General features: G+C 66.8%; 18 protein-coding genes and 1 riboswitch. Of the genes, 9 read left to right on the top strand and 9 right to left on the bottom strand.

Features of this window, described 5'->3' with window-relative positions; genetic code table 11:
* The first annotated feature begins 40 nt into the window (after positions 1 to 40).
* The 7 genes from ACI2KI_RS04610 to adhP all read left to right on the top strand — a co-directional run bounded on the left by ACI2KI_RS04610 (position 41) and on the right by adhP (position 10465).
* Positions 41 to 703 (top strand): RNA polymerase sigma factor, encoded by a 663-nt coding sequence (locus ACI2KI_RS04610; protein ID WP_404618145.1) that lies wholly within the window; start codon positions 41 to 43, stop codon positions 701 to 703.
* Positions 615 to 1577 carry a FecR family protein gene (locus ACI2KI_RS04605; protein ID WP_404618143.1) on the top strand — a complete coding sequence of 321 codons (963 nt, stop codon included), beginning with the start codon at positions 615 to 617 and terminating at the stop codon, positions 1575 to 1577. Before ACI2KI_RS04610 ends, ACI2KI_RS04605 begins: the two co-directional genes overlap by 89 nt.
* A gap of 92 nt (positions 1578 to 1669) precedes the next feature.
* The gene (locus ACI2KI_RS04600; RefSeq protein WP_404618141.1) at positions 1670 to 4942 is read left to right on the top strand and encodes a TonB-dependent receptor domain-containing protein; all 3273 of its coding nucleotides are present in this window, start codon (positions 1670 to 1672) and stop codon (positions 4940 to 4942) included.
* Complete coding sequence (locus ACI2KI_RS04595) at positions 4942 to 6519, top strand: alkaline phosphatase D family protein (RefSeq protein ID WP_404618139.1); 1578 nt, start codon at positions 4942 to 4944, stop codon at positions 6517 to 6519. The genes ACI2KI_RS04600 and ACI2KI_RS04595 overlap by 1 nt, the downstream gene beginning before the upstream one ends.
* Positions 6520 to 6745: 226 nt before the next feature.
* Positions 6746 to 7714: a GAF domain-containing protein gene (locus ACI2KI_RS04590; protein ID WP_404618137.1), complete on the top strand. Its 969-nt coding sequence runs from the start codon at positions 6746 to 6748 to the stop codon at positions 7712 to 7714.
* 132 nt (positions 7715 to 7846) lie between these two features.
* Positions 7847 to 9364 carry an aldehyde dehydrogenase family protein gene (locus ACI2KI_RS04585; protein ID WP_404618135.1) on the top strand — a complete coding sequence of 506 codons (1518 nt, stop codon included), beginning with the start codon at positions 7847 to 7849 and terminating at the stop codon, positions 9362 to 9364.
* Between the two features lie 69 nt (positions 9365 to 9433).
* Positions 9434 to 10465 (top strand): alcohol dehydrogenase AdhP, encoded by a 1032-nt coding sequence (adhP, locus tag ACI2KI_RS04580; RefSeq protein ID WP_404618133.1) that lies wholly within the window; start codon positions 9434 to 9436, stop codon positions 10463 to 10465.
* A 46-nt stretch (positions 10466 to 10511) separates the two neighbouring features.
* On the opposite strand, the gene arsH is transcribed toward adhP, so the two are convergent.
* The 5 genes from arsH to ACI2KI_RS04555 all read right to left on the bottom strand — a co-directional run bounded on the left by arsH (position 10512) and on the right by ACI2KI_RS04555 (position 15919).
* The gene (arsH, locus tag ACI2KI_RS04575; RefSeq protein ID WP_404618131.1) at positions 10512 to 11258 is read right to left on the bottom strand and encodes an arsenical resistance protein ArsH; all 747 of its coding nucleotides are present in this window, start codon (positions 11256 to 11258) and stop codon (positions 10512 to 10514) included.
* The gene (gene arsB, locus ACI2KI_RS04570; RefSeq protein WP_404618129.1) at positions 11258 to 12343 is read right to left on the bottom strand and encodes an ACR3 family arsenite efflux transporter; all 1086 of its coding nucleotides are present in this window, start codon (positions 12341 to 12343) and stop codon (positions 11258 to 11260) included. Before arsB ends, arsH begins: the two co-directional genes overlap by 1 nt.
* A complete protein-coding gene (arsC, locus tag ACI2KI_RS04565; RefSeq protein ID WP_404618127.1) occupies positions 12343 to 12765 on the bottom strand; it encodes an arsenate reductase (glutaredoxin) in 423 nt (140 codons plus the stop codon). The genes arsB and arsC overlap by 1 nt, the downstream gene beginning before the upstream one ends.
* A 7-nt stretch (positions 12766 to 12772) precedes the next feature.
* Complete coding sequence (locus tag ACI2KI_RS04560; RefSeq protein ID WP_404618125.1) at positions 12773 to 13108, bottom strand: ArsR/SmtB family transcription factor; 336 nt, start codon at positions 13106 to 13108, stop codon at positions 12773 to 12775.
* Positions 13109 to 13486: 378 nt separating this feature from the next.
* Positions 13487 to 15919, bottom strand: coding sequence for a TonB-dependent receptor (locus tag ACI2KI_RS04555; RefSeq protein ID WP_404618123.1), 2433 nt, complete (start codon positions 15917 to 15919; stop codon positions 13487 to 13489).
* Positions 15920 to 16063: 144 nt separating this feature from the next.
* Between ACI2KI_RS04555 and ACI2KI_RS04550 the strand changes: the two genes are divergently transcribed.
* Positions 16064 to 16717: a TetR/AcrR family transcriptional regulator gene (locus ACI2KI_RS04550; RefSeq protein WP_404618121.1), complete on the top strand. Its 654-nt coding sequence runs from the start codon at positions 16064 to 16066 to the stop codon at positions 16715 to 16717.
* 19 nt (positions 16718 to 16736) lie between these two features.
* On the opposite strand, the gene ACI2KI_RS04545 is transcribed toward ACI2KI_RS04550, so the two are convergent.
* The 4 genes from ACI2KI_RS04545 to cobU all read right to left on the bottom strand — a co-directional run bounded on the left by ACI2KI_RS04545 (position 16737) and on the right by cobU (position 21191).
* Positions 16737 to 18170, bottom strand: coding sequence for an aldehyde dehydrogenase family protein (locus tag ACI2KI_RS04545; RefSeq protein WP_404618120.1), 1434 nt, complete (start codon positions 18168 to 18170; stop codon positions 16737 to 16739).
* Entirely contained in the window at positions 18161 to 19309 is a 1149-nt protein-coding gene (locus tag ACI2KI_RS04540) for an SO2930 family diheme c-type cytochrome (protein WP_404618118.1), read from the bottom strand. Before ACI2KI_RS04540 ends, ACI2KI_RS04545 begins: the two co-directional genes overlap by 10 nt.
* A gap of 9 nt (positions 19310 to 19318) precedes the next feature.
* Positions 19319 to 20557 (bottom strand): parallel beta-helix domain-containing protein, encoded by a 1239-nt coding sequence (locus ACI2KI_RS04535; RefSeq protein WP_404618116.1) that lies wholly within the window; start codon positions 20555 to 20557, stop codon positions 19319 to 19321.
* A gap of 112 nt (positions 20558 to 20669) precedes the next feature.
* Positions 20670 to 21191: a bifunctional adenosylcobinamide kinase/adenosylcobinamide-phosphate guanylyltransferase gene (gene cobU / locus ACI2KI_RS04530; RefSeq protein WP_404618114.1), complete on the bottom strand. Its 522-nt coding sequence runs from the start codon at positions 21189 to 21191 to the stop codon at positions 20670 to 20672.
* 39 nt (positions 21192 to 21230) lie between these two features.
* A riboswitch (cobalamin riboswitch) is annotated at positions 21231 to 21441 on the top strand.
* Between the two features lie 131 nt (positions 21442 to 21572).
* Here cobU and ACI2KI_RS04525 point away from each other — a divergent pair.
* Entirely contained in the window at positions 21573 to 23531 is a 1959-nt protein-coding gene (locus ACI2KI_RS04525) for a TonB-dependent receptor plug domain-containing protein (protein ID WP_404618112.1), read from the top strand.
* The last annotated feature ends 4 nt before the right edge of the window (positions 23532 to 23535 follow it).

Here is a 23535-nt window from a genome sequence, read left to right as displayed (position 1 = left end):
GGCCTCTAGGAGAGGAGCGCTTCCGAGGAAGGGCCCGAGCGTGGCGCACCACTTTGACGAAGGGCGGGCGCGCTGGCTGTTGCGAGAAGTGCTGCCGCACGAACCGGCCTTGCGCGCCTGGCTGATGCGCCGGCGCGTGGACGGACTGGAACCGGAGGATGTGATCCAGGAGTGCTACAGCCTTCTGGCGGCGCGTGAACGGGTGGACGACATCCGTCATCCAAAGGCCTACCTGTTTCAGACGGCGCGTTCGCTGGTTTCGGGGCACGTCAGACGGGCGCGGATCGTCCCGTTCCAGTCGCTTGACGACCTCGACGGCGGGGACATGACCGAGGATGCGCCGACGCCGGAGCGCATCGTCTCCGACCGGGACGCCTTGCGGCGTCTGGCCCAGGCCATCGCCGCCCTGCCGCCGCAGGCGCAACGCGCCTTGATCCTGCGACGCGTCCACGACCTGTCTCAGCAGGAGATCGCCCGGCGCATGGGGCTGTCTGAGAACACGGTCGAAAAACATATCGCCCGGGGCTTGCGATTGCTGATCGCCTGGCGAACGGGTGGCGGAAAGGCGCCGTCCCAACCCTCTTCCTTCATGCAATCAATCACAGGCGCTCCCGATGGGCGAAAGACCGACCAGCCGACAGATCGACGACCAGGCCGCAGACTGGGCCGCCCGCCGCGACCGGGCCGTCCTGTCAGAGGCTGATCGCGTCGATCTGAACGCCTGGTTGGCGAACGACGCGCGCGCGGCGGGCGCTCTGTTGCGCGCCGAGGCCGTGGCGCTGGACACGCGATCGGCGAGGGCCTTGGGGACGGACTTTGATCCCGGCCGATTTGTCGGCGCCGCAGGATCGACGGCGCCCTCACGGCGTCGGCTGTTGGCCTGGGGCGGGGCCGCGGCGGCTTCCCTCGCCGTCGGGGTTCTGGCGGTTCCCTTGCTGACGGCCGGAGAGGCGCACGCCACGGCGGTGGGCGAGGTGAGACTGGTGCCGCTGGCGGATGGCTCGACCATGACGCTGAACACCGATAGCCGCGCCGTCGTGCGGTTCGACAAAGGCCGCCGCGAGGTCGAGATCACTCAGGGCGAGGCCTATTTCTCGGTGGCGCGCGACGCCGCGCGTCCCTTCGTTGTAAAACTGGGCGCGCGTTCGGTGCGGGCCGGCGGCGGCGCCTTCACCGTGCATCGCCTGGATGCGCGTCGTTCCGAGGTGACGATCCAGAGCGGCGACGTGCGGCTGGATACAGCCGGGGCGGGCCGCCCCGTGGGCGCCAATGCGCGTGTGGTGTTCGGCGCCGACGGTGGGGCCGAACTGGTCGCGGTGGCGGCGCGCGACATCGATCGGTCGCTGGCCTGGCGCGAGGGCAAGCTGGCCTTCGAAGGCGAAACCCTGGCCCAGGCGGCGGCGGCCTTCGCGCGTTACGGCGGGCCGCGCATCCTGGTGACGGATCCCGCACTGGCGCAGGAGCCGATCACCGGCCTGTTCGCCGCCAATGATCCGGTGGGCTTCAGTCGCGCCGCCGCCCTGGCCCTGGACGCTCGAGTCCAGCCGTCGGACGGGGGGCTGGTGATCGTTCGGTAAAGCCCCGGCGAAAGTTTCGTGACGCATGGCGGAGGCGTCGCCCTGCCGCCTCTTCGTCCCTGAAAGCGCCGCCGGCGCACCGGGGAATATCCATGCCTTCCAATCGTAGCCTTCTGTCGTGCGGCGCGGCCGCCGTGGTCCTGTGCGTCGCGTCCCAGGCCGCGGCCCAGACGCGCAGCTTCAATCTTCCGGCTCAACCCGCGGTCTCGGCCATTCCAGAGTTCGCCCGTCAGGCCCAGATTCAGGTGGTGGCGCCCGCTAGGGATCTTGAAGGAGTGCGAACCCCGGCCGTCAGCGGGGATCTGGACGTGCGCGAGGCTCTGGCGCGTTTGATCGCCGGCACGCCATTGCGGGTGGCGGCGCACCAGGGCGGGGTAGTGACTCTGCGTTCATCGGCTCCGGCGGGGGCGCCCGGCGTCCTGGCCGGACGGGTGCTGGACCCTGCGACAGGTCAGTATATGCCCAACGCCGTGATCCGGGTGACCGACGCCTCGGGCGAACGCCGCACGGTGGTGGCGGGGGAGCGCGGCGAGTTCCGTCTGACAGGCGTGGCGGCGGGCGAGGCCGAGGCCAGCGTCAGCTTCACCGGTTACGCTGAACAGACCGTCGTCGTCGCGATCCGATCCGGCGAGACGGCGCGTCTGGACTTCGATCTTTTTCGCCCGGGCACGGAAGGCGAGGCGATCGCGGTGGCCGATGTGGTGGTAACGGCCTCGTCGCGGGATGGCGACGCCCGCGCCATCATGAGCCAGCGCCGCGCGATGGACATCAAGAACAGTCTGTCGTCGGAGTCCTTCGGCTCGATTGACGAGGGCAATGTCGGCGAGTTCATCCGCTACATGCCGGGCGTGGACGCCGAGGGCGAAGGCGACGACACGGTGCGTTATGTCCGCTTGCGCGGTCTGCCGCCCGAATACGCCTCGATCACCGTCAACGGGGTCAGCATGGCGGCGGCCGACGCCAACGCCGGCTCCTCGACCTCGCGCTCCTTCAGCTTCGAGCAGGTGTCGCTGAGCAGCATCGACGCCATCGAAATCTCCAAGACGGTCAGCGCCGACGTGGACGCCAACGCCCCGGCGGGGACCATCAACCTTCGCACCAAGCGCGCCTTCGACCGTAGAGGGCGACGCATCAGCGCCTCGGTCTCGGGTTTCAGCCATTCGGATATGTGGAACGACCGGGTGACGGGGCCGGGCGAGGGCGAGCACGACGCCCGCGTCGTGCCCAGCGGTCAGATCGAATATTCGGACGTCTTCTTCGACCGTCGTCTGGGCGTGGTGGCGTCGATCAGCCAGTCGAACACCTATACGGAGATGGAGCAGTCCTATTATCCGCGCTCCTACGTCCCCAATGCGGTCAGCCCCGACCCGATGGCGATGAACAGCATCTACGTCCACATGCGCGGGCAGGAGGTGTCGCGCTTCGCCGGGTCGCTGACCCTGGACTGGAAGGCCACGGACCGGCTGATCCTGTCGCTGGCCTCGATCTACAACAACTCCTACCTGTGGTCCGGCCAGCGCAACTACAGCTTCACGACCGGCGCCCGTACCTATGGCGTGATCGGCGATGCAGCGCTGGATTTCACCACTCGCCAGCCGGCGAGCGCCGAAGGGGTGTCCGCAGGCTCGAACATCATCGCCAAGCGGGGCGAAGGCACGACCTTCGTGCCCAGCTTCGAGTATCAGGGCGACCGCTTCATCCTGGACGGAAACCTGTCCTATTCAGACTCGACCAGCACCTATGATCCGTTGAAGGAAGGGGCGATCTACAGCTTCGTCACCGCGCCCTCGGCCAGCGGCAACTTCAGCGCCTTCCGCCCCGGTCTCGACAGCACCCAGTTCCGGATCGAGCAGATCAGCGGTCCCGACTGGGCCGATCCGAGGAGCTTTTCGCGCGCCAACAGCCTGACCTTCAACACCGAGGACGGCCGCTTCGCCAGCACTGAGCTCGTCAACGGCGGGCTGAACCTGACGGTGGACGTCAACACCCCGGTCGCGCCGGTTACCTTCAAGACCGGGATCAAGGCCAAGCGCTCGGTCTATGATTTCGGCAATGAACGCGTGGCCCATCAGTACCGTTATGTCGGCCCCCTGGGCATGGCGGACTTCATGGCCGAGCACGCCAGCGCCAATGTGCTGAACTTCAACGACATGGGCATCGAGTACGCCTCGCTGTCGGGCTCGAAGACGCTGTTCATGCCCAGCAATTACAAGATCGGCGCCCTGTTCCAGAGCCGCCCGGATCTGTTCCAGCACGTGCTGACGGCGGCCAACTACTACACCGCCTATATCGCCAACCGCCGCCACTTCGAGGAGGACTCGAACGCGGCCTTCATCATGGCTACCTCGGAGCTGAATGATCGGCTGACGCTGCGGGCGGGCCTCCGCTGGGAAGAGACCCTGACCCGTTCGCGCGAGGTCGACGCCCTGAGCGCCGACGAGGTGCGGGCCGCGGGCCACGCCGTCTCGACCTCGACCGGGCGAGCCACGACCATCGACGGTCTGAAGTATCAGTTCGAAAGCCGCCCCCAGGTAAACCGCAAGGGCGAGTACGATCACTTCTTCCCCAGCGCCTCGGCCAAGTTCGCCATCAACGACAGCATGGACCTGCAACTGGGCTACAGCCGCACCATCCGGCGGCCTGAGGTCAACGTCCTGGCGGGGGTCTGGTCGGTCAACGACGAGGAGCGGATCGTCACGGCGCCCAATCCGGGTCTGGAGCCGGAGATTTCCGACAACTTCTCTGTGCGTCTGGCCAGGTATTTCGAGCCGGTCGGCCTGGTGGCGGTCAACTACTATCGCAACGAGGTGAAGGGCCTGTTCCAGACTGAGGAGATGACGGCCGAGGAGTTCGGCTACACCGGCGCGGAATACGCCGGCTACACCTTCCGCACCACGCAGCGGGTCAGCGGCGAGGCCATCAGCATCGAGGGCTATGAGTTGGAGTTCAACCACAGCCTGACCTATTTGCCAGGGCCACTCGACGGCCTAACGGTGCGCGGCTCCTTCACGCACAACAGACCGCAGATCCCCATCGCCGGTTCGGCCGAAAACTTCGGCGCCCTGTCGCTGGCCTATCAGAAGGGGCCGCTGCGGCTGAACCTGAACACGGCGTGGACCGGCGACAAGCTGAACAGCGCCGCGACCGGCTCCTATATCAGGGCGCGCACGGCCATGAACCTGTCGGGATCGTGGAACCTGCGCCGCGGCGTCAGCGCCTTCTTCTCGGTGCGCAACCTGCTGAACGAGCCCATGCACATCATGCTGCCGGGCGTGGATACGCCCAACGGCCGCATCCCGGATCACGCGGGCGACTATCGCGAATACGGCATGAGCGGCAGCTTCGGCGTCCGGGCGGTGTTCTGATGGGGGGCTTGCTGACCGACCGCCGTCGCCTGCTGGCGACCGGCGGGGGATGGCTGCTGGCGTCTGGCTTGCCTGTCAGGCTGTCGGCGGCGCCGCGGCTGGGCGACTATCCCTTCAGCCTGGGCGTGGCGGCGGGCGATCCGGCGCCGGACGGCTTCGTCATCTGGACCCGGCTGGCGCCGCGCCCGCTGGACGAACACGGCGGCATGCCGATGCGTCCGGTCGCCGTGCGCTGGGAGGTGGCCGAGGACGAGCGCTTCACCCGCGTCGCGCGCGTGGGGGAGGCGGTCGCGCGTCCTGAACTGGGGCACAGCGTCCACGTTGAGGTCGAAGGCCTGAAGCCGCGTCGACCCTACTGGTACCGCTTCCGGCTGGAGGGCGGCGACGCCAGCCCGGCCGGCATGGCGCGCACGACGCCGGCGGCTGGCGACAATCCGGATCGGGTGCGTCTGGCCGTGGCCGGCTGTCAGCACTATCAGGGGGGCTGGTTCGACGCCTGGCGTCATCTGAGCTGCGAGCCCGACCTGGACGCCGTCTTCCACTACGGCGACTATATTTATGAGGGCGGGGCGGTCGCGAACCCGCCGGTCATTCTCGACGCCCGGGGACGTCCGGCGGACCGGCGCCATGTCGGCGGCGAACTCTACAGCCTGGACGACTACCGACGCCGTTACGCCCAGTACAAGACGGATCCGGACCTGCAGGCCGCCCACGCCGCCGCCGCCTTCATCGTCAGCTTCGACGACCACGAGGTCGACAACAATTGGGCTGGCGACTTCGATCAGGACGGCACGCCGCCCGAGGCCTTCACCCTGCGCCGCCGCTCGGCCATGCAGGCCTGGTATGAGCATATGCCGGTGCGTCGGGCCCAGATGCCGGGCGCGCACGGCCTGACCATGCACCGGCGGCTGGACTATGGGCGGCTGATGCGGATGCACGTGCTGGACACCCGATCCTATCGCAGCGACCAGCCGTGCGAGCGGCCGGACGAGCGCCACTGTCGTCCGGCCGGCGCGCCCGACGTCACCATGCTGGGCGCGGCGCAGGAGACCTGGCTGGCGGACAGCCTGCGCGGCGGGGCGGCATGGAACCTGATCGCCCAGCAGGTCTTCGTCATGCCGGTGCTTCGCCGGATGCCCGACGGCCAGGTGCGGACGGGCGCGGGCGACACCTGGGGCGGCTATCCCGAGGCGAGGGCGCGGCTGGTCAAGACCATCACCGACCTGAACCTGACCAACGTCGTGGTGGCCTCGGGCGACGCCCACATCCACGCCGTCGGAACCGTGCCCCTGCGCGACGACGAGCCGGACGGCCCGGCCGTCGCCGTGGAGTTTCTGTCCACCTCCATCGCCTCGGGCGGGGACGGCTCGGCCGAGACCGAGGGCACGAAGGCCATGCTGGCCGGCAGCCCGCACATGAAGCTGGTCAACGCCCAGCGCGGCTATCAGACCTTTGACGTGACCCCCGGGGAATGGCGCACGGATCTCAAGGTGCTGGACCGCATCCAGCGTCCGGGCGGCGCGCTGAGCAAGCTCGCCACCTTCACCGTGGAGCCTGACCGGCCGATGCTTGAGTGAAGCGGATTGGTTGACGATGGCCCGCAGCGGCCAGTTGCGTGAGCCTTCGATCCGCTTCCGCTCTGTCCTCTATGTGGCGCGATCCAAATGACCGCTCCTGGCGCGCAGGGGGGCCTCGCGTTGCAAATGGAATCGACTGGGTGAAGTTGACTTGTCGTGGGCGCCCGTTGACGTTCGGCGAGGAGAGGTTTCATCTCGAGTTGAGGTGACGCCTTGGAGACTGATCATGGGCGAGCGGGAGCGTAGGGATCACGGCAGTCTGATCCGGCAGGCGCTGGACGAAGGGGCGGGTGCGCGTTCGGCCCTGGCCGCTTCGTGGCGGCGGTCTATGTCCCTCTATGGTCTGGACCCTGTCGAGCATGGCCGGGTCGAGACCGTCACCGAGCAGCAGTTGCATGAGGCGCGGCAGGCGATGGAGCCTTTGACGCGTGCGGCCGAGGGGGTGCTGGACCGGCTGTTTCTGGCGGTGGGCGGCGTGGGGTGCTGCGTCCTGCTGACCAATGCCGAGGGGGTGCCGGTCGAGCGGCGAGGGGCGGTCGCGGATGACGAGACCTTCCACCGCTGGGGGCTGTGGCCTGGCGCGGTCTGGTCCGAGGCGGTCGAGGGCACCAACGGCATCGGCACGGCCCTGGCCGAGCACCGGGCCGTGACCATCCACCGCGAACAGCATTTCCACGCCCGCAACACTGGCCTGAGCTGCATCACCCATCCCATTCACGACCACATGGGGCGGCTGGCCGGAGCGCTGGACGTGTCCTCCTGTCGCGCTGACGCGACCGAGGCCATCCTGGGGCTGATCTCGGCGGCCGTTTCGGATGCGGCTCGCGCCATCGAGGCCCAGACCTTCCGCCAGGCCTTCGCCGATGCACGCATCGTGCTGGCGGGCGGGGCCAGCGAGCGCAATGCGGCGGCCCTGCTGGCCGTCGACCGCGACGACCTGGTCATCGGCGCCACGCGGGCGGCGCGTCTGTCCCTCGCCATCACTGATGAGCGCATCGCGGCTCAACTGCCCGCCTCCGACCTGCTGACGCCGGGCGGGACCGAGCTCGATCTGCTGGAGGCCGAGCGCGGGGCGGTACGCCGCGCCCTGGCCCGCACCGGGGGCAATGTCTCGGCGGCGGCGCGGGCGTTGGGCGTCAGCCGCGCCACCCTGCATCGCAAGCTGCATCGTCTGGGCCTGATCGACCTGCACTGACCTGTCGCAATCCTGCGACAGGTTTGCGGCGCACCATTGCGCCGCCGTCTGGCGCTGCGCCTCCTGCCGACCAAACTGGTCTCAAACGACGCCGGACAATCGGCGCCCGAGGAAACCAGCAGGAGGCCTTTCGTGACCAAGCCCGAATTCATCCGCGCCGTGACGCCCAAGTACAAGGCGCGCTACGACAACTTCATCGGCGGCCAGTGGGTGCCGCCCGTCAACGGCCGCTATTTCGAGAACACCTCCCCGGTGAATGGCCGCGTCCTGTGCGAGGTGGCTCGCTCGGACGCGGCCGACGTCGAACTGGCGCTGGACGCCGCCCACGCCGCCAGGGACGCCTGGGGCAAGACCAGTGTCGCCCAGCGCGCCCTGATCCTGAACCGCATCGCCGACCGGATGGAGCAGAACCTCCAGGTCATCGCCGAGGCGGAGACCTGGGACAACGGCAAGCCGGTGCGCGAGACGCTGGCGGCCGACATCCCGCTGGCCATCGACCACTTCCGCTATTTCGCCGGCTGCATCCGGGCGCAGGAAGGCGGCATTTCGGAGCTGGACCACGACACGGTCGCCTATCACTTCCATGAACCGCTCGGCGTGGTCGGCCAGATCATTCCGTGGAACTTCCCCATCCTGATGGCGGCCTGGAAGATCGCCCCGGCCCTGGCTGCGGGTAACTGCATCGTGCTGAAGCCGGCCGAGCAGACCCCGGCCTCGATCCTGCTGCTGACCGAACTGATCCAGGACATCCTGCCTGCTGGCGTGCTCAATATCGTTTCGGGCACGGGGATCGAGGTCGGCGAGCCTCTAGCCACCAACCCGCGCATCGCCAAGATCGCCTTCACCGGCTCGACCGCCGTCGGTCAGAAGATCATGGAATACGCCACCCGGAACATCATCCCGGTGACGCTGGAGCTGGGCGGCAAGTCGCCCAACATCTTCTTCAAGGACGTGATGGACGCGGACGACGCCTTCCTCGACAAGGCGCTGGAAGGCTTCGCCATGTTCGCTCTGAACCAAGGCGAGGTGTGCACCTGCCCCAGCCGCGCCCTGATCCACGAAGACATCTACGAGGCCTTCATCGAGAAGGCGATCGCCCGCGTCGAGGCGATCAAGCAGGGCGACCCGCTGGACCCGACCACCCAGGTCGGCGCCCAGGCCTCGGACCAGCAGTTGAAGAAGATCCTGTCCTATCTGCAGATCGGCAAGGATGAGGGCGCCGAGGTTCTGACCGGCGGCGATCAGGCGGTGCTGAAGGACGACCTGGCGGGCGGCTATTACGTCAAGCCGACGGTGTTCAAGGGCACCAACGACATGCGCGTCTTCCAGGAAGAGATCTTCGGCCCGGTCCTGGCCGTGACCACCTTCAAGACCCTGGAGGAAGCCATCGCCATCGCCAACGACACCGAGTATGGCCTGGGCGCCGGGGTGTGGTCGCGCGACATGAACACGGCATACCGCGCGGGGCGGGCTATCCAGGCGGGGCGCGTCTGGACCAACTGCTACCACCAGTATCCGGCCCATGCGGCCTTCGGCGGTTACAAGAAGTCGGGCATCGGGCGTGAGAACCACCGGATGATGCTCGACCACTATCAGCAGACCAAGAACCTGCTGGTCAGCTACAGCCCCGACAAGCTGGGCTTCTTCTGATCCATTTGAGGGCGCGGGCGTTTAGCCCGCGCCCTTTGTTTTTGACCAGACAGGCGAGGAGACGTGGACATGGCTGCAACCATGAAGGCCGCCGTCGTACGTGAGTTCGGCAAGCCCCTGGTGATAGAGGACGCGCCGATCCCGACGCCGGGTCCGGGTATGATCCAGGTGAAGATCGAGGCCACGGGCGTCTGCCACACCGACCTGCACGCGGCCGAGGGCGACTGGCCGGTCAAGCCGAACCCGCCTTTCATTCCGGGCCATGAAGGCGTCGGCTACGTCTCGGGCGTCGGCGCCGGGGTCAAGCACGTCAAGGAAGGCGACCGCGTCGGCGTGCCCTGGCTCTACACCGCCTGCGGCCACTGCAAACACTGCCTCGGCGGCTGGGAGACCCTGTGCCACGAGCAGCAGAACACCGGCTACTCGGTCAACGGCAGCTTCGCCGAATATGTGGTCGCTGATCCGGACTTCGTCGGCCACCTGCCGTCCAATATTGGCTTCGAGGAGATCGCGCCGATCCTGTGTGCGGGGGTGACGGTCTACAAGGGCCTGAAGATGACCGACACCAAGCCGGGCGACTGGATGGTGATCTCGGGCGTCGGCGGTCTGGGCCATCTGGCCGTGCAGTACGCCAAGGCCATGGGGCTGAACGTGGCGGCAGTCGATATCGACGACGCCAAGCTGGATCTGGCCCGGCGGTTGGGTGCGACGGTGACGGTCAACGCCAGAACCTCCAACGACCCCGCCGCCGACATCAAGCGCCAGACCGACGGCGGCGCCCAGGGCGTGCTGGTCACCGCCGTCTCGCCCAAGGCGTTCGATCAGGCGCTGGGCATGACGGCGCGCGGGGCGACGGTGGCCCTGAACGGCCTGCCGCCCGGCGATTTTCCGCTGTCGATTTTCGACATGGTGCTCAACGGCACGACCGTGCGCGGCTCGATCGTCGGCACGCGGCTGGACCTTCAGGAAGCGCTGGACTTCGCCGCCGACGGCAAGGTGAAGTCGATCAATACGGTCGAGCCGCTGGACAACATCAACGATATCTTCGCGCGGATGCGCAGAGGGCAGATCGAGGGGCGAGTGGTCATGTCGCTCGGTTGACAGGGTACCGGCGCGTTTCGAGAGGGATCGTGTGGTCTGCTCGCGGCTAAGCAGACCTGGTCGCGATCGCGGACAGGTCGTTGGCCGCATCGATCGGCACCCCTGACGCCTTCCGTTCGGAATAGCGGTCCACCAACTGGTCCGCATGGTTACGGGTCAGGACGGTGAAGCGCACCAGTTCCTCCATCACATCGACGATACGGTCGTAGTAGCTGGACGGCTTCATGCGGCCGTTCTCGTCGAACTCCATGAAGGCCTTGGCGACGCTGGACTGGTTGGGGATGGTGATCATCCGCATCCAGCGGCCTAGCAGGCGCAGGGTGTTGACCGCGTTGAAGCTCTGTGAGCCGCCGGAGACCTGCATGACCGCCAGGGTGCGGCCCTGGGTCGGGCGCATGCCGCCCATGCTGAGCGGCAGGTGGTCGATCTGAAGCTTCATGATCCCGGAGATCTGGCCGTGGCGTTCCGGGCTGCTCCAGACCATGCCCTCTGACCACATGGCGTGCTCGCGCAGTTCGTGGACGGCGGGGTGGTCGTCGTTGTCGACCTGATCCGTCAGAGGCAGGTCGGAGGGATCGAAGATGCGGGTCTCACAGCCCATGAAGCGCAGAAGACGGGCGGCCTCCTCGACGCACAGGCGGGAAAAGGATCGATCCCGCAGCGACCCGTAGAGCAGCAGGATGCGCGGCGGATGGTCGTTCGGGCCGAGGCCCAGCGCGGGCTGGCTGGATAGGTAGGCCGGGTCGAGCGCGGGCAGGTGGTCCGGATCGGGCAGGTCGCGAAGACGGGTCATCAGCAGGCGTCTTTCTTGGGGGCGGTCGCGGGGAAGTAGCGGCGGCCCAGCCACAGGGCGACCGACACCAGCAGGATCAGCACCGGCACCTCGACCAGCGGGCCGATGACCGCCGCGAAGGCGACCGGCGAGGCGAGTCCGAAGGCGGCGATGGCGACGGCGATCGCCAGTTCGAAATTATTGGAGGCGGCGGTGAAGGCCAGCGCCGTGGTGCGCGGGTAGTCCGCCTCGATCAGCCGACCCATCAGGAAACTGACCACGAACATGACGAAGAAGTAGATCGTCAGCGGGATGGCGATGCGCAGGGCGTCCAGCGGCAGGGCGACCACCTCGCCGCCCTTGAGGCTGAACATGGCGACGATGGTGAACAGCAGGGCGATCAGGGTGATCGGGGCGATGCGCGGCAGGAAGCGCGTCTCGTACCAGTCGTTCCCCTTCCTGGCGACCAGCGCCCGCCGGGTCAGGAAGCCTCCGAGGAAGGGCAGGCCCAGATAGACCAGAACGGCTCCGGCGATGGTCCAGACGCTGACATCGACCACGCTGCTCTCCAGTCCGAAAAGGGGCGGCAGCACGGTCAGGAACAGCCAGGCGTAGAGGCTGAAGAAGGCGATCTGGAAGAGCGAGTTGAAGGCGACCAACCCTGCCACATACTGATTGTCGCCGCGCGCCAGCTGGTTCCAGACCAGCACCATGGCGATGCAGCGGGCCAGACCGATCAGGATGACGCCGGTCATGTATTCCGGCTGGTCGCGCAGGAAGATGACCGCCAGGGCGAACATCAGCACCGGCCCCAGCACCCAGTTCTGGAACAGGGACAGGGCAAGCACGCGCCTGTCCGCGAAGACGCGCGGCAGTTCCTCGTACTTCACCCGCGCCAGCGGCGGATACATCATCAGGATCAGGCCGATGGCGATGGGGATGTTGGTTGTCCCGACCCGCAAGCTGTCGATCCAGCCGGGAAGGCCTGGTACAAGCGTGCCCAGCAGCACGCCCAGCGCCATGGCCGCGAAAATCCACAGCGTTAGCCAACGGTCGAGGAAGGACAGGCGGCGCTTTGGCTGTTCAGTCATCACGACGTCGACCATCAGCGGACCCTCCGGCCTGCGGCGTCGATGACGACTTCGCCGTCCTCCTTGGTGAAGGGCGTCAGACCCTCGGACGGCAGAATGTCCAGGACCGCTTCGGACGGCCGGCACAGCTTCACGCCCAGCGGCGAGACCACGATCGGACGGTTCAACAGGATCGGATGCGCCTCGATGGCATCCAGAAGTTGGTCGTCCGTCAGGGCGGGATCGCCGAGTTCCAGTTCAGCGAAAGGCGTGCCCTCCTCGCGCAGCAGGCTGCGTAGGGGAATGCCCATGCGCTCAACCAGGTCCAAGATCATCGCGCGGCTGGGCGGCGTCTTCACATATTCGACGACGTGGGGCTCGATCCCGGCGTGCCGGATGAGGGCCAGGGCGTTGCGCGACGTCCCGCAGGCAGGATTGTGATAGATGACGACGTCCATGAGGTCCTCAGGCGCGGCAGGGCGCGAGTTCGGCCAGAAGCGGCTCGCACAGTTCGGCGCGGCCCTGGCAGCAGTCCTTCAGCAGGAAGACGACAAGCGCCTGAAGGCGGCTCAGATCGGCGCGGTAGATGATCGACCGGCTGCGGCGCTCCGAACTGATCAAACCGGCGCGGGACAGGACCCCGAGGTGCGCCGACATGGTGTTGGCGGGTACCGCGAGGGCATCTGCGATCTCCCCGGCGGGCAGGCCGTCCGGTTCGTGCCTGACCAGCAGGCGGAAGGTCTCAAGCCGGGTGGGCTGCGCCAGAGCGGCGAGGGCGAGGATGGCGGATTCTGATTCCATAATTCCAAGATAATGGAATTAATGGCGCTGTCAATCAAGCTGGTGACGGTAAGGCCGAGGCGTCCAGAAGCGAGATAGACGCGTTCTGATCCACCCACGGGATGGTTCCCAACGATCAGGAGAAGGCGATAGTCTGCAGAACGCACGCGACCGTGATGAGTGTAATTTCCCCTCAGGAATTCAAAAGGCTCCGCTGAGAAGCGGCTTGCTGAGAGGCATCGCTCAGGCGAGGCTTATCATTCTCTTTTTGATATCAGATGCTTGCGAGAGTTTTGGCGCCGTCGAGTGGGAATAGTCCACTGACGGGCATGGGAAATCGAAGAGACCCTCCGAAGGCTTTCGGAGGGTCTTTCTTTCAGGGCGCCGTGGCTGTGGCGATCAGTAGGCGTAGGTCAGGTCTACGCCCCACATGCGGGGTTCGGTCAGGCCGACGAAGGGCGTGCCCAGGGTGGTGGCGGTGATGTTGTTGACTCCCGTCACATACTGATTGTCGAACAGGTTGTTGACGTAGACGCCCAGCTGATAGCGCTGGTTCGCGGTTCGCCAGTAGAGGCGCGCGTCAGTGCGGTTCTGGGCTTCGGACGGGTCGAACCAGGGGGTTTTCAGGCACGAACCCTGGCCCGTCGAGGTGGTGTTGCAGCGACCCTCGCCGCGATAGGCGTGGACGACCTGCATGTCGAGCGAACCTGCGCCGCCCAGGTCTTGGCGATAGGAGACGCCGGCCGAGGCCGACCACAATGGCTCGCCCGTGGGTTGCCCGGCCAGATCCCCGGCGTCAGTGATTTTCCGGTTGTAGGTGGCGTCGATGTATTGGGCGTTGGCGAACAGGTTCAGGCCCTCGATGGGCTGCACGTCCAGTTGCATGTCGAGGCCCCAGGCCGTGTCGTCGCTGGTTTCGACCAGATACTGAGGTACGCTGGAGCCCGCCGGCACGACCAGGCGGATCGATTGCTTGCCGTCATAGTCGTACTGGAAGGCCGAGAGATTGAGTCGGGCGTTGGCGCCGAGGTCGCTCTTCAGCCCGATCTCGAAATTCTGGACGTCCTCGTTGTCGAAGCGCGAAGCGACCTCGACGCTGTTGAAGCCTCCGGCCTTGTAGCCCTTGGCGTAGGAGAAGAAGACCATCGCGCTGTCGGTCAGGTGATAGTCGGCGACGAAGCGCGGGCTCAGATCCTCCCACGAATCCGACAGCTTGCAGGTCACCCCTTCCTGGACCGTGACGCCGTTGTCGCACGGCACGCCGGCCAGGGCGGACAGGTCGAAAATGTAGTCGGCGTAGAGGTAGCCTAGGGCCGGGCCCATGTTGTCGTTCAACACGAAGTTGATCGTCGGATCGTTGAGCACGGCGTCGAGTTCCGGCGCCATGCGTCGACCGTTCAGCCACTGGAACGACTTCTTGTCGCGGGTGTAGCGCAGGCCGAACGTCAGGTTCAGGCGATCGGAGGCGGCCCAGATGACGTCGGCGAAGACGGCCGTCGCGTCGAAGTCGCCCTCGTTGATCATGTCCTCCTGCCAGCTGTGGCCCAGGGTGCTGGCCGGAATGCCTGCCATCCCCAAGATCATGTCGGCCAGCGAGAACAGCGGGGCGCCGGCCGCATTGGTCAGGATGGTGTTGATCGTGTCAGTGGTGGCGTAGGTGTCGCTGCGCTGCTTGGCGTTTTCGGAGTAGTAGCTGGCGCCGGCGATCCAGTTGAACGCGCCGGTTTCGCCGGCGAGGCGGAATTCCTGATACCAGGACCGGTTCTTTTCCCGGTTGTTGGTGTCGAAATACAGGTCCGGGCGGTTGGTGCCGTCCTCGTCCTCGCGGTTCTCGGTGGTGAACTGCCGGACCGAGGTCAGGGAGGTGAAATCAATGTCGCCAAAGGCGTGGGTGATGGTCAGCACGCCCTCGTCGAGGCGGCGCGTCTCGTGGTTATCGATGACGTCGTTGAAGACGCGCTTCTCGAACGGATTGGTGTAGTCGGCGGGATCGGACGGAAAGGCGGGCAGGCCCGGCGCCGCCGGGATGGGCGCGACGCCGATGGCTGGGCGCGCATCCTGATCGATCTCGTCATGGCTCCAGCTCAGGATGGCCTGGGTCCGGGGCGTGACGTCCCAGCGCAGGGCGGCGCGGGCCGCCCAGTTGTCTTCGCGGTCATAGTCCTCGCCGGTGGCGCTATCGATCAGCCAGCCGTCGCGGCGGTTCACCAGGGCGTTGACCCGCAGGGCCATGGCGTCGTTGATCGGCAGGTTGATCAGCCCCTCGAGGCGGCGCTTGTCGTATTCGCCGAGGCGAAGGCCCAGCCGGGCCTCGAACTCGTCGCTGGGCTTGTTGGTGGTGATGGAGACGGCGCCCGCGGCGCTGTTGCGGCCGAACAGGGTGCCTTGCGGCCCCTTCAGCACCTCGACCCGCGCCACGTCGCTGAAGGCCAGCAGGGCCGCGCCCGAGCGGGCCGCATAGACTCCGTCGACATAGACCCCGACCGCCGGATCGGTGCCGACGCCGAAGTCCGAGGTCGCGACGCCGCGAATGCTGTAGCGCGCCTGGGTCGGGCTGGTGTTCGAGACCGACAGACCGGGCACGAAGACGGCCATGTCGCCGATGTCATCCGCCGCCAGGGCCTCCAGCGCCTCGGCGGTGACCACATTCACCGTGATCGGCACTTCTTGCAGGCTTTGCTCGCGCCTCTGTGCGGTGACGATGACGTCGTCCAGCGACGTCGCATCCTGCGGCGCCGCGTCCTGCGCCCAGGTCAGCCCCGGCGCGGCCAGCGCGGCCAAGGCCACGCCGACGGCCAGCGTCGCCTTGCGGCGGAATTTCATCTTGGTCATAGCGGCCCTCCCAAACCCCTGTTCCCTAGACTTCACGAAACAGAATATTATTCCGTTTGACAAGGGGGAGAGCGCCTGGACGGCTTACAGGCGCGTCCAGTCGTGTTAGACGGCCTGAGGATTGGGGCGGAGAGGATGACGTCAGTGGGCCCGCGCGCGCTGCAAGAAACGACCACACCGGCGAGTTCGCTGGGACGGCGCACGGCGCCGATGCAGAAGCGTGCGCGCGACCGGATCGACAGCGTGCTGGCGGCGACCGAGCGTCTTCTGGCCACGACCTCGGTCGACACGATCACCACCAGCAGCATTGCGGCCGAAGCCAATGTGCCGGTCAGCTCGATCTATCGCTATTTCCCGAACGTCTTCGCCATCTACAAGGAGCTGTTCGAGACCCTGGTGGCGCAGCTTCACACCCGCATCGCCGAGATTCTCGAGAATGCCCAGTACACGTCGTGGCGCGAGCGCCATCTGGCGGTCATGCTGGCCTTGCGAAAGACGCTGAACGAAGATCCGGCCTATCGGCCGCTATTCCACCTGATGCTGACGACGCGCGAGCTGCGGATCGTCAAGGAACACGCCAACGCGCAGATCGCGGCCTATCTGGCGGCGCGCTGGGAGCGGGGGCTCGACGGCTTCCACGGCGGCGCGCCTCTGGCGGTCGCCCGCATGGCCACCGAAATCTTCACTTCGTTCGAAACCCTGACCAGCGGTGAAGCCCATTCGGAATGGACCGACCGTCTGTTCGCCGAGGCCACGGTGGCCCTGGAACGGTATCTCTCAGCCTATCTGGAAGACTAGTAGCGGGGCCTGCACGGCTTCAGGCCATGCGTCGCAGCAGCGCCAGCCTGGCCCTGGTGAAGGGTGGATAGCGGACGCTGGCGTCCAGGGCGAAGCTGCGCTTCAGCACGGCGCGGCGGTGGCTGAAGGTCTCGAAGCTGAATCGTCCGTGATAGGCGCCCATGCCGCTGGCGCCCACGCCGCCGAACGGCAGGTTGGGGTTGGCCATGAAGACCACCGTGTCATTGATGGTCGCCGAGCCTGATCGCGTCGAGGCGATGATCCGGTCGGCGGTCGCCTTGTTCCTGGTGAAGGCATAGAGGGCCAGGGCGGGCGAACGGGCGTTGATGGCCGCCAGCGGCGCATCCAGCGTCTCGTAGGGCAGGACCGGCAGGATGGGGCCGAAAATCTCCTCGGCCATCACCGGCGCATCGGGCGAGACCTCGGTCAGGATCGTGGGCGCGACATAACAGGCCTCGATATCGGCCTGGCCGCCTGTGACGGCGCGGCCGTCGGCCAGCCGGGCCTGCAGGCGCGCGGCGTGGCGCGGGTTGATGATGCGCCCGAAGTCAGGGCTCGATTTGGGATCGGGGCCGAACATGGTCTTCACCGCCTGCTTCAGCGCGTCCAGCAGTTGAGCCTCGACCGAGGCGGCGACGTAGACGTGATCCGGCGCCACGCAGATCTGACCGGCGTTGAGGAAGCGGCCCCAGACGATGCGCCGGGCGGCCACCGCCAGATCGGCGGTCTCGTCGACGATGCAGGGATTCTGGCCGCCCAGTTCCAGCACGACCGGGGTCAGATGTTTGGCGGCGGCCGTCATCACGACGCGACCCACCCGTTCGCCGCCCGTGTAGAAGATCAGGTCGAAGCGTTGGTCGAGCAGGGCGGTCGAGACCTCCGCATCGCCCTCGACCACGGCGAAGGCGCGCGGGTCCAGGTACCGTTCCACCAGCTGCTTCAGCAGGGCCGACGACCTTGCGGCCATTTCGGAGGGCTTGATGACGGCGCAGTTGCCCGCCGCGATCGCTCCGACCAGCGGCCCCAGAACAAGCTGGAAGGGATAATTCCACGCCCCGATGATCAGGCTCACGCCGTAGGGCGTGGTTTCGATGAAGCTCCGGCCCGGCTGGATCGCGAGCGGCGTTGCGGTGCGTTGCGGTCGAGCCCAACGGCGGAGGTGTTTATGCGCGTGCGCCGCTTCCTTGCGGACGAAGTCGATCTCGGCCGTGCAGGCCTCGCCGAAAGGCTTGCCCAGGTCGGCCGCCAGGGCCTCGGCGATTCCGGCCTCGTTCTCGATCATCATCCGTTCGAGTGCGGCGAGTTGGCTTCGGCGCCAGGCCAGATCGCGCGTCAGGCCGCTTTCGAAGCTTGCGCGCAGGGTCTGGACGACCGAGGCGACCTCGGGAGCGGGAGCGGGAGCGGGAGCGGGAGCGGGAGCGGGGGCAGGGGGCCGCAGGGGCTCTACCGACATGATCCCTCCATTGAATCGATCCAGAAGCGGACAAGGGCCACACCCTCGGCATGGGCGGTCGAGCGGCCGATCTCGGGCATCATCACCGCGGGATTCGTCGAGGCCATGCGATAGGGGATGATCGACGCCTTGGCGTCGCCCGGCACGATGTCGAAACGAAGATTGCCCGTGCCGGGGCCGGCCGCCACAGGCAGCTTGCAGACGCCGGTCGGCCCCGAAAGCGGCGTGGCGGCGTTCAGATAAAGACCCGAGGTGTCGGCCGGCCCCTTGGGATTGTGGCAATGGCCGCAGTTGACGTCGAGATAGGCCCGCGCCCGCGCCTCGAGCGGTGCGCCGGCGTCCGTCCACGACACGTCCTTCGGGGCGTCTTTCGGATCGGCGAGGCCGCGCAGATAACCGGCCTTGGTCAGGCGGGTCAGCTGGTTCTCGGTTCCGTCCGCATAGGCGAAGTCGCGGTTGAGCAGCCGAGGCTTGGGGCCGATGGGTTGGATGACGCGCGTGGCCACATTGGTCGCGTGGCAGGCCGAGCACTGGGTCACGTTCGGCACGATGTAGGAGAAGGCCTGGTCCTCGCCGTCCGCACGCGCCAACTTGAGCGGGACCACCGCGCCGACCCGGTGCAGGACCGCCTCGGTCTGGGCCTCGTTCCACAGATAGGTGAGGGCGGCCCAGCCCTCGGGTCGATGGATCAGCAGCCGGGTCTCGACCATGCGAACCTTCTTCAGGTTCAGCCCCTCGCCGTCGTGGATCAGGGCCTGGTCGGCCTGTTGCAGCACCCGGCCGCCGCGTCCGGTCTGATAGAAGAAGGTCTTGGTGATGACCGCCCCGACCGGGAAGGACAACTCGTCGTCGCCGGGCTTGTAGTCCGCCGCAGCGCCGGGCGGCATCCAGATCGTCCGCAGCTTCTGCGCATGGTCGGTGAACAGCGGCGTCGTGACGTCATAGGGGGTGACGCGCTGGCCCAGAACCAGGGCGTCGCCCGACACCTGGACCATGCCCCAGTCCCGCAGGGACCTGGGGTTCTCCGTGGCGAAATAGGCCGGATCGACCAGGGGCTGCGGGGGCGGCGACGGCCGGGTGCAGGCCGCTGCCCCGGCGACCAGCGCCATGCAAAGGGTGAACAGACGAAACCGTGTCATGAGGCCGCGTCAGGCTCCCGGCAGGACGACGGGCGACAGACGCGGCAAGGTGCATTTGTGCGGCGTCATGTCGGTGTTCGGATTGGCGTACTTGTTCGGGCCGTCGACGTTGAGGACGCCCGCCTCGCCGTTGTCGATGCAGATGCGCAGGGCGGCGGGCATCTGGCCGTTCACCAGGCGCTTGGGATTGACGTAGCCGTCCCAGACGATGTCGGGGAAGCGGCCCGTCGGGCCGAACTTGGCCACGCGCAAAGCTTGCAGGTCCATGCCGTCGGGCGAGTTGCCGCCGCCGCTGAAGCGGTTGTCCTTGATCAGGATGGCTTCGGGATAGGGGTCGAAGTCGCCGTTCATGGCGCTGTCGGAATAGCCGGCGGAAAACAGGCTGGAGATGATGATGTTGGCGGTCTTGTTGTCGGCGATGTCGTTGTCGAATATCTCGACCTGATCATTGGAGTTGACGATCACGCCCGTGCCTGCCGGAACGCTGGCGACCGGGGTGCCGGCGTGGCCGAAGTTGCGGGTGTTGTTGGCGACCGAACGGTTCTTGTAGACGCGCGTCCGGTATCCCGCCTGCTGCAGTTGAGGCATGTTGAAGACCAGAATGCCGCCGGTGTTGTTGGTGGCCAGGTTTTCATAGACGTCGGCGTCGATGCAGTTCTCGATCTCGATCCCGGCGACGTTGAACTCCGCCCGGTTACGGCGGACCACCACGTTCTTCGACTGGCCGACATAGATGCCGGCGTCGGACGCGCCGATCGCCACGCTGTCCTCGATCAGGACGTTCTTCGTCTGCACCGGATAGATGCCGTAGGCGCCGTTCTCGGTCTTGGGCCCTTGCGTCCATTCCGTGCGGATGCGGCGCACGACGATGTTCTCGCCCTCGTTGATCTTCAGGGCGTCGCCCTTGGTGTCCTCAAGCGCCAGGTCCTCGATGGTGAAGTTGCTGGCCGTGACCAGCAGGCCCTGCGCCCCGGCGGCCTGATTGCGGAAGTTCAGGATGGTCTTGTCCATGCCCTGACCGCGAATGGTCACGCCGTCGACGGCCAGGCTCAGGCTGGTGTCGATGGTGAAGACGCCCGCCGGGATTTCGATGACCGTGCCGGGCCTGGCGTCGATCAGCTTCTCCATCAGCTCGTTCTGGTAGGTGGTGTTGGCCTTGGAAAGGTCCGTGCCCTTCTCGGCGGGCTTGGCCCCGCAGGCCCCCAACACCAGCATCAATGCGACCGACAGCCATGTGCGCGCCATCATGAGTTCCCCTCCAGAACGCTCGTGAGTGTTTCCCCATCATGAGGGTTTCATAACGGCGTCATTCCCGCAAGACGAAAACGAAACTGTTTCCGTTTTGAGGGCGCGTCCGGGGCTATGCGCGCTGCAGGTCCAGCTTCATGCCGGCCACGATCAGGCAGGCGCTGTCCGCGATTGACGCGATCCGCTGGTTGAGCCGGCCGGCTTCGTCGCGGAAGCGGCGTCCGAGCGCGTTGTCGGGGACCAGGGACCAGCCGACCTCATTGCTGACCACCCAAAGGGTGGCGGGGCAGACGGAAAACGCCAGCGCCAACTCATCGACGGCGGCGGAGAGGTCGCGGTCGGCCAGCATCTGATTGCTGAGCCACAGGGTCAGGCAGTCGACGACTGCAATGTCGTCAGCCCTCAGGTCGCGCACCGCCGCAGGCAGTTCGAGGGGCGCTTCCAGCGTGCGCCAGCCGTCGCCGCGCTCGGTCCGATGGCGGTCGATGCGATCGCGCATCTCTTCGTCGAAGGCCTCGGCGGTGGCGATCATCAGGGGCGGGCGGCCGGTCGCGGCCGCCGCCTGTTCAGCCTGTCTCTGGGCATAGGCGCTCTTGCCCGAGCGGGCGCCGCCGAGGACCAGGGTGATGGCCATGTTGCGTCTCTCCGGTTGACCTCTGGGGCGCGCGGTCCTACTGCCACGGTCGCGTCAGGTTCCCCGAAAGGGGATTGAAAGGGAACGGAGTGTGAAACTCCGGCTGTTCCCGCAACTGTAAGCGGCTAGCCCGCGCGTCATACGCCACTGGCGGTCCGGAAGGCCACGGCCTGAAACGACTTCTGGGAAGGCGACGCGCACCGGCCTTGATCCGCGAGCCAGGAGACCTGCCTGTCGCCGTCGTTCTCCGTGCGGTCGGGATGTGCCGGGCGGTCGAGGCAACTCGTGTGACGACAGTCGTAAACCAGCCGCGTCAGCGGCCGCTTTCGCTCATCCGGGCGAAGGCCGGTCCGGCGCGGCGTCGTCATATGGAGAACCGGAATGAACCGGACCGCATTCGCCACCCTGGCCGCCGCCAGCCTTCTTGCCGCCGCCCCCGCCTTCGCCGCCGAAGTCACCGACCAGCAGGCCGCCGCGCCTGACGTGGCCGGCCGCGCCGGCGCCACAGCCGTGGCCGACGTCATCGTCACCGCCAACCGTTCGGCCCAGCCGATCGAGCGCGTCGGCGCCTCGGTCACCGTCCTGACCCAGGCCGCCATCGACGCGCGCCAGACCCCCGCCGTGGCCGAGCTTCTGGCCCAGACGCCGGGCGTCAGCTTCACCCGCAACGGCGGCGTCGGCACGTCGACGGGCGTCAATATTCGTGGCGCCGAGAGCCAGCACACCGTCGTCCTGATCGACGGGGTCAAGCTGAACGATCCTTCCTCGACGCAAGGCGGCTTCAACTTCGGCAATCTGCTGGTCGGCGACACGGCCCGCATCGAGGTGCTCCGCGGCGCCCAGTCGACCCTGTGGGGCAGCCAGGCCATTGGGGGCGTGGTCAACATCGTCACCGCTGAGCCGACTGAAGCGCTGCAAGGCAGCTTCGACGCCGAAGCCGGCGCGCGCGGCACCACCTATTTCCGTGGCGGCGTCGGCGGCGCCAATGACCGCCTCAGCTGGCGTCTGGCCGCCAGCCGTTACCACACGGACGGCTTCTCGGCCTTCGCCAAGGGGACCGAGGATGACGGCTACACCAACACCGGCCTGTCGGGCCGCCTGAATCTGAAGATCACGGACGCCGTCTCGCTGGACCTGCGCTCGGTCTGGTCCAATGGCCAGAACGACTTCGACGCCTTCAACGGCGACAGCCGCGAGTACGGCAAGACCAAGGAACTGGTCGGCTACGCCGGGCTCAATTTCGACCTGCTGGACGGCCGTTTCCGCAACCGGATCGGCTATGCCTACACCGACACCAACCGCCTCAACTACAACCCCGCCACTACGGCCCAGCCGTTGACCTTCGACGCGGCGGGCGAGAACCGCCGTTGGGAATATCAGGGCACGTTCGCCGTCACCGAGGCGCTGAACACCACCTTCGGCATCGAGAGCGAGCGTTCGGAAATGCGTACCCGCTCGCCGTCGGCCTTTAACCTGAACCCCGCGTTTGCACGTGGTCAGGCGGATCTCGACAGCGCCTATGCCCAGGTCCAGTGGACGGTGCTGGAGGGTCTGACCCTGACCGGCGGCCTGCGCTACGACGACCACGCCCAGTATGGCGACAACCTGCTGGGTCAGGTAGCGGCGGCCTGGGCGTTGAACGACGGCGACACTGTGGTGCGCGCCAGCTGGGGCCAGGGCTTCCGCGCGCCGGGCCTGTATGAGCTCTACAGCGAATACGGCAATCTGACGCTGCAGCCGGAAGAGTTCGACAGCTGGGAAGTCGGCGTTGAGCAGCGCCTGTTCGACCGCGCCGTGGTCTCGGCGACCTACTTCAACCGTCAGGCCGACAACGAGATCCGCTACAACGGTTGCTCGACCCCCTCGACCGACCCGCTGTGCACCGTCAACGGCGTGGGCCGCTGGGGCTATTATCGCAACGTCCAGAAGACCGAGGCGCAAGGCGTCGAACTGATCGGCCGCGTGGACGTGACGGAGCGGTTGAACCTCAGCGCCAACTACACCTGGACCGACGCCAAGAGCGCCTCGGGCGCCACGGACGGCAAGCGTCTGACGCGTCGTCCGGAGCACATGGGCAACTTCGCCGCCGACTACGTCTGGCCGGTGGGGCTGAAGACGGGCGTGGCCGTGCGCTATGTGGGCGAGACCTTCAACAACGACGCCAACACCGTGGTCGTGGACGCCTACACCCTGGTCGACATCCGCGCCTCTTATCCGATCAACGACAACCTCGAAGTCTATGGCCGGATCGAGAACGCCTTGGACGAAGAGTATCAGACGGTCCTGAACTACGGCACGCCGGGTCAGGGCGTGTTCGGCGGCGTTCGCGTCCGGTTCTGATCCC

This window comes from Brevundimonas sp. NPDC046655 (genome assembly GCF_044901625.1).
Lineage (GTDB): Bacteria > Pseudomonadota > Alphaproteobacteria > Caulobacterales > Caulobacteraceae > Brevundimonas.
Note: the sequence above shows the minus strand (reverse complement) of the source record. Positions and strands in the feature narration are given on the sequence as shown.

What these genes read in the sequence shown, in the direction of transcription:
- arsH (WP_404618131.1), bottom strand. Translation starts at nt 11,258, where the DNA reads ATGACCCGTCTTCGCGACCTGCCCGATCCGGACCACCTGCCCGCGCTC.
- ACI2KI_RS04525 (WP_404618112.1), top strand. Translation starts at nt 21,573, where the DNA reads ATGAACCGGACCGCATTCGCCACCCTGGCCGCCGCCAGCCTTCTTGCC.
- ACI2KI_RS04540 (WP_404618118.1), bottom strand. Translation starts at nt 19,309, where the DNA reads ATGACACGGTTTCGTCTGTTCACCCTTTGCATGGCGCTGGTCGCCGGG.
- ACI2KI_RS04560 (WP_404618125.1), bottom strand. Translation starts at nt 13,108, where the DNA reads ATGGAATCAGAATCCGCCATCCTCGCCCTCGCCGCTCTGGCGCAGCCC.
- adhP (WP_404618133.1), top strand. Translation starts at nt 9,434, where the DNA reads ATGGCTGCAACCATGAAGGCCGCCGTCGTACGTGAGTTCGGCAAGCCC.
- cobU (WP_404618114.1), bottom strand. Translation starts at nt 21,191, where the DNA reads ATGGCCATCACCCTGGTCCTCGGCGGCGCCCGCTCGGGCAAGAGCGCC.
- ACI2KI_RS04595 (WP_404618139.1), top strand. Translation starts at nt 4,942, where the DNA reads ATGGGGGGCTTGCTGACCGACCGCCGTCGCCTGCTGGCGACCGGCGGG.
- ACI2KI_RS04535 (WP_404618116.1), bottom strand. Translation starts at nt 20,557, where the DNA reads ATGATGGCGCGCACATGGCTGTCGGTCGCATTGATGCTGGTGTTGGGG.
- arsB (WP_404618129.1), bottom strand. Translation starts at nt 12,343, where the DNA reads ATGGTCGACGTCGTGATGACTGAACAGCCAAAGCGCCGCCTGTCCTTC.
- ACI2KI_RS04590 (WP_404618137.1), top strand. Translation starts at nt 6,746, where the DNA reads ATGGGCGAGCGGGAGCGTAGGGATCACGGCAGTCTGATCCGGCAGGCG.
- ACI2KI_RS04545 (WP_404618120.1), bottom strand. Translation starts at nt 18,170, where the DNA reads ATGTCGGTAGAGCCCCTGCGGCCCCCTGCCCCCGCTCCCGCTCCCGCT.
- ACI2KI_RS04555 (WP_404618123.1), bottom strand. Translation starts at nt 15,919, where the DNA reads ATGACCAAGATGAAATTCCGCCGCAAGGCGACGCTGGCCGTCGGCGTG.
- ACI2KI_RS04600 (WP_404618141.1), top strand. Translation starts at nt 1,670, where the DNA reads ATGCCTTCCAATCGTAGCCTTCTGTCGTGCGGCGCGGCCGCCGTGGTC.
- arsC (WP_404618127.1), bottom strand. Translation starts at nt 12,765, where the DNA reads ATGGACGTCGTCATCTATCACAATCCTGCCTGCGGGACGTCGCGCAAC.
- ACI2KI_RS04605 (WP_404618143.1), top strand. Translation starts at nt 615, where the DNA reads ATGGGCGAAAGACCGACCAGCCGACAGATCGACGACCAGGCCGCAGAC.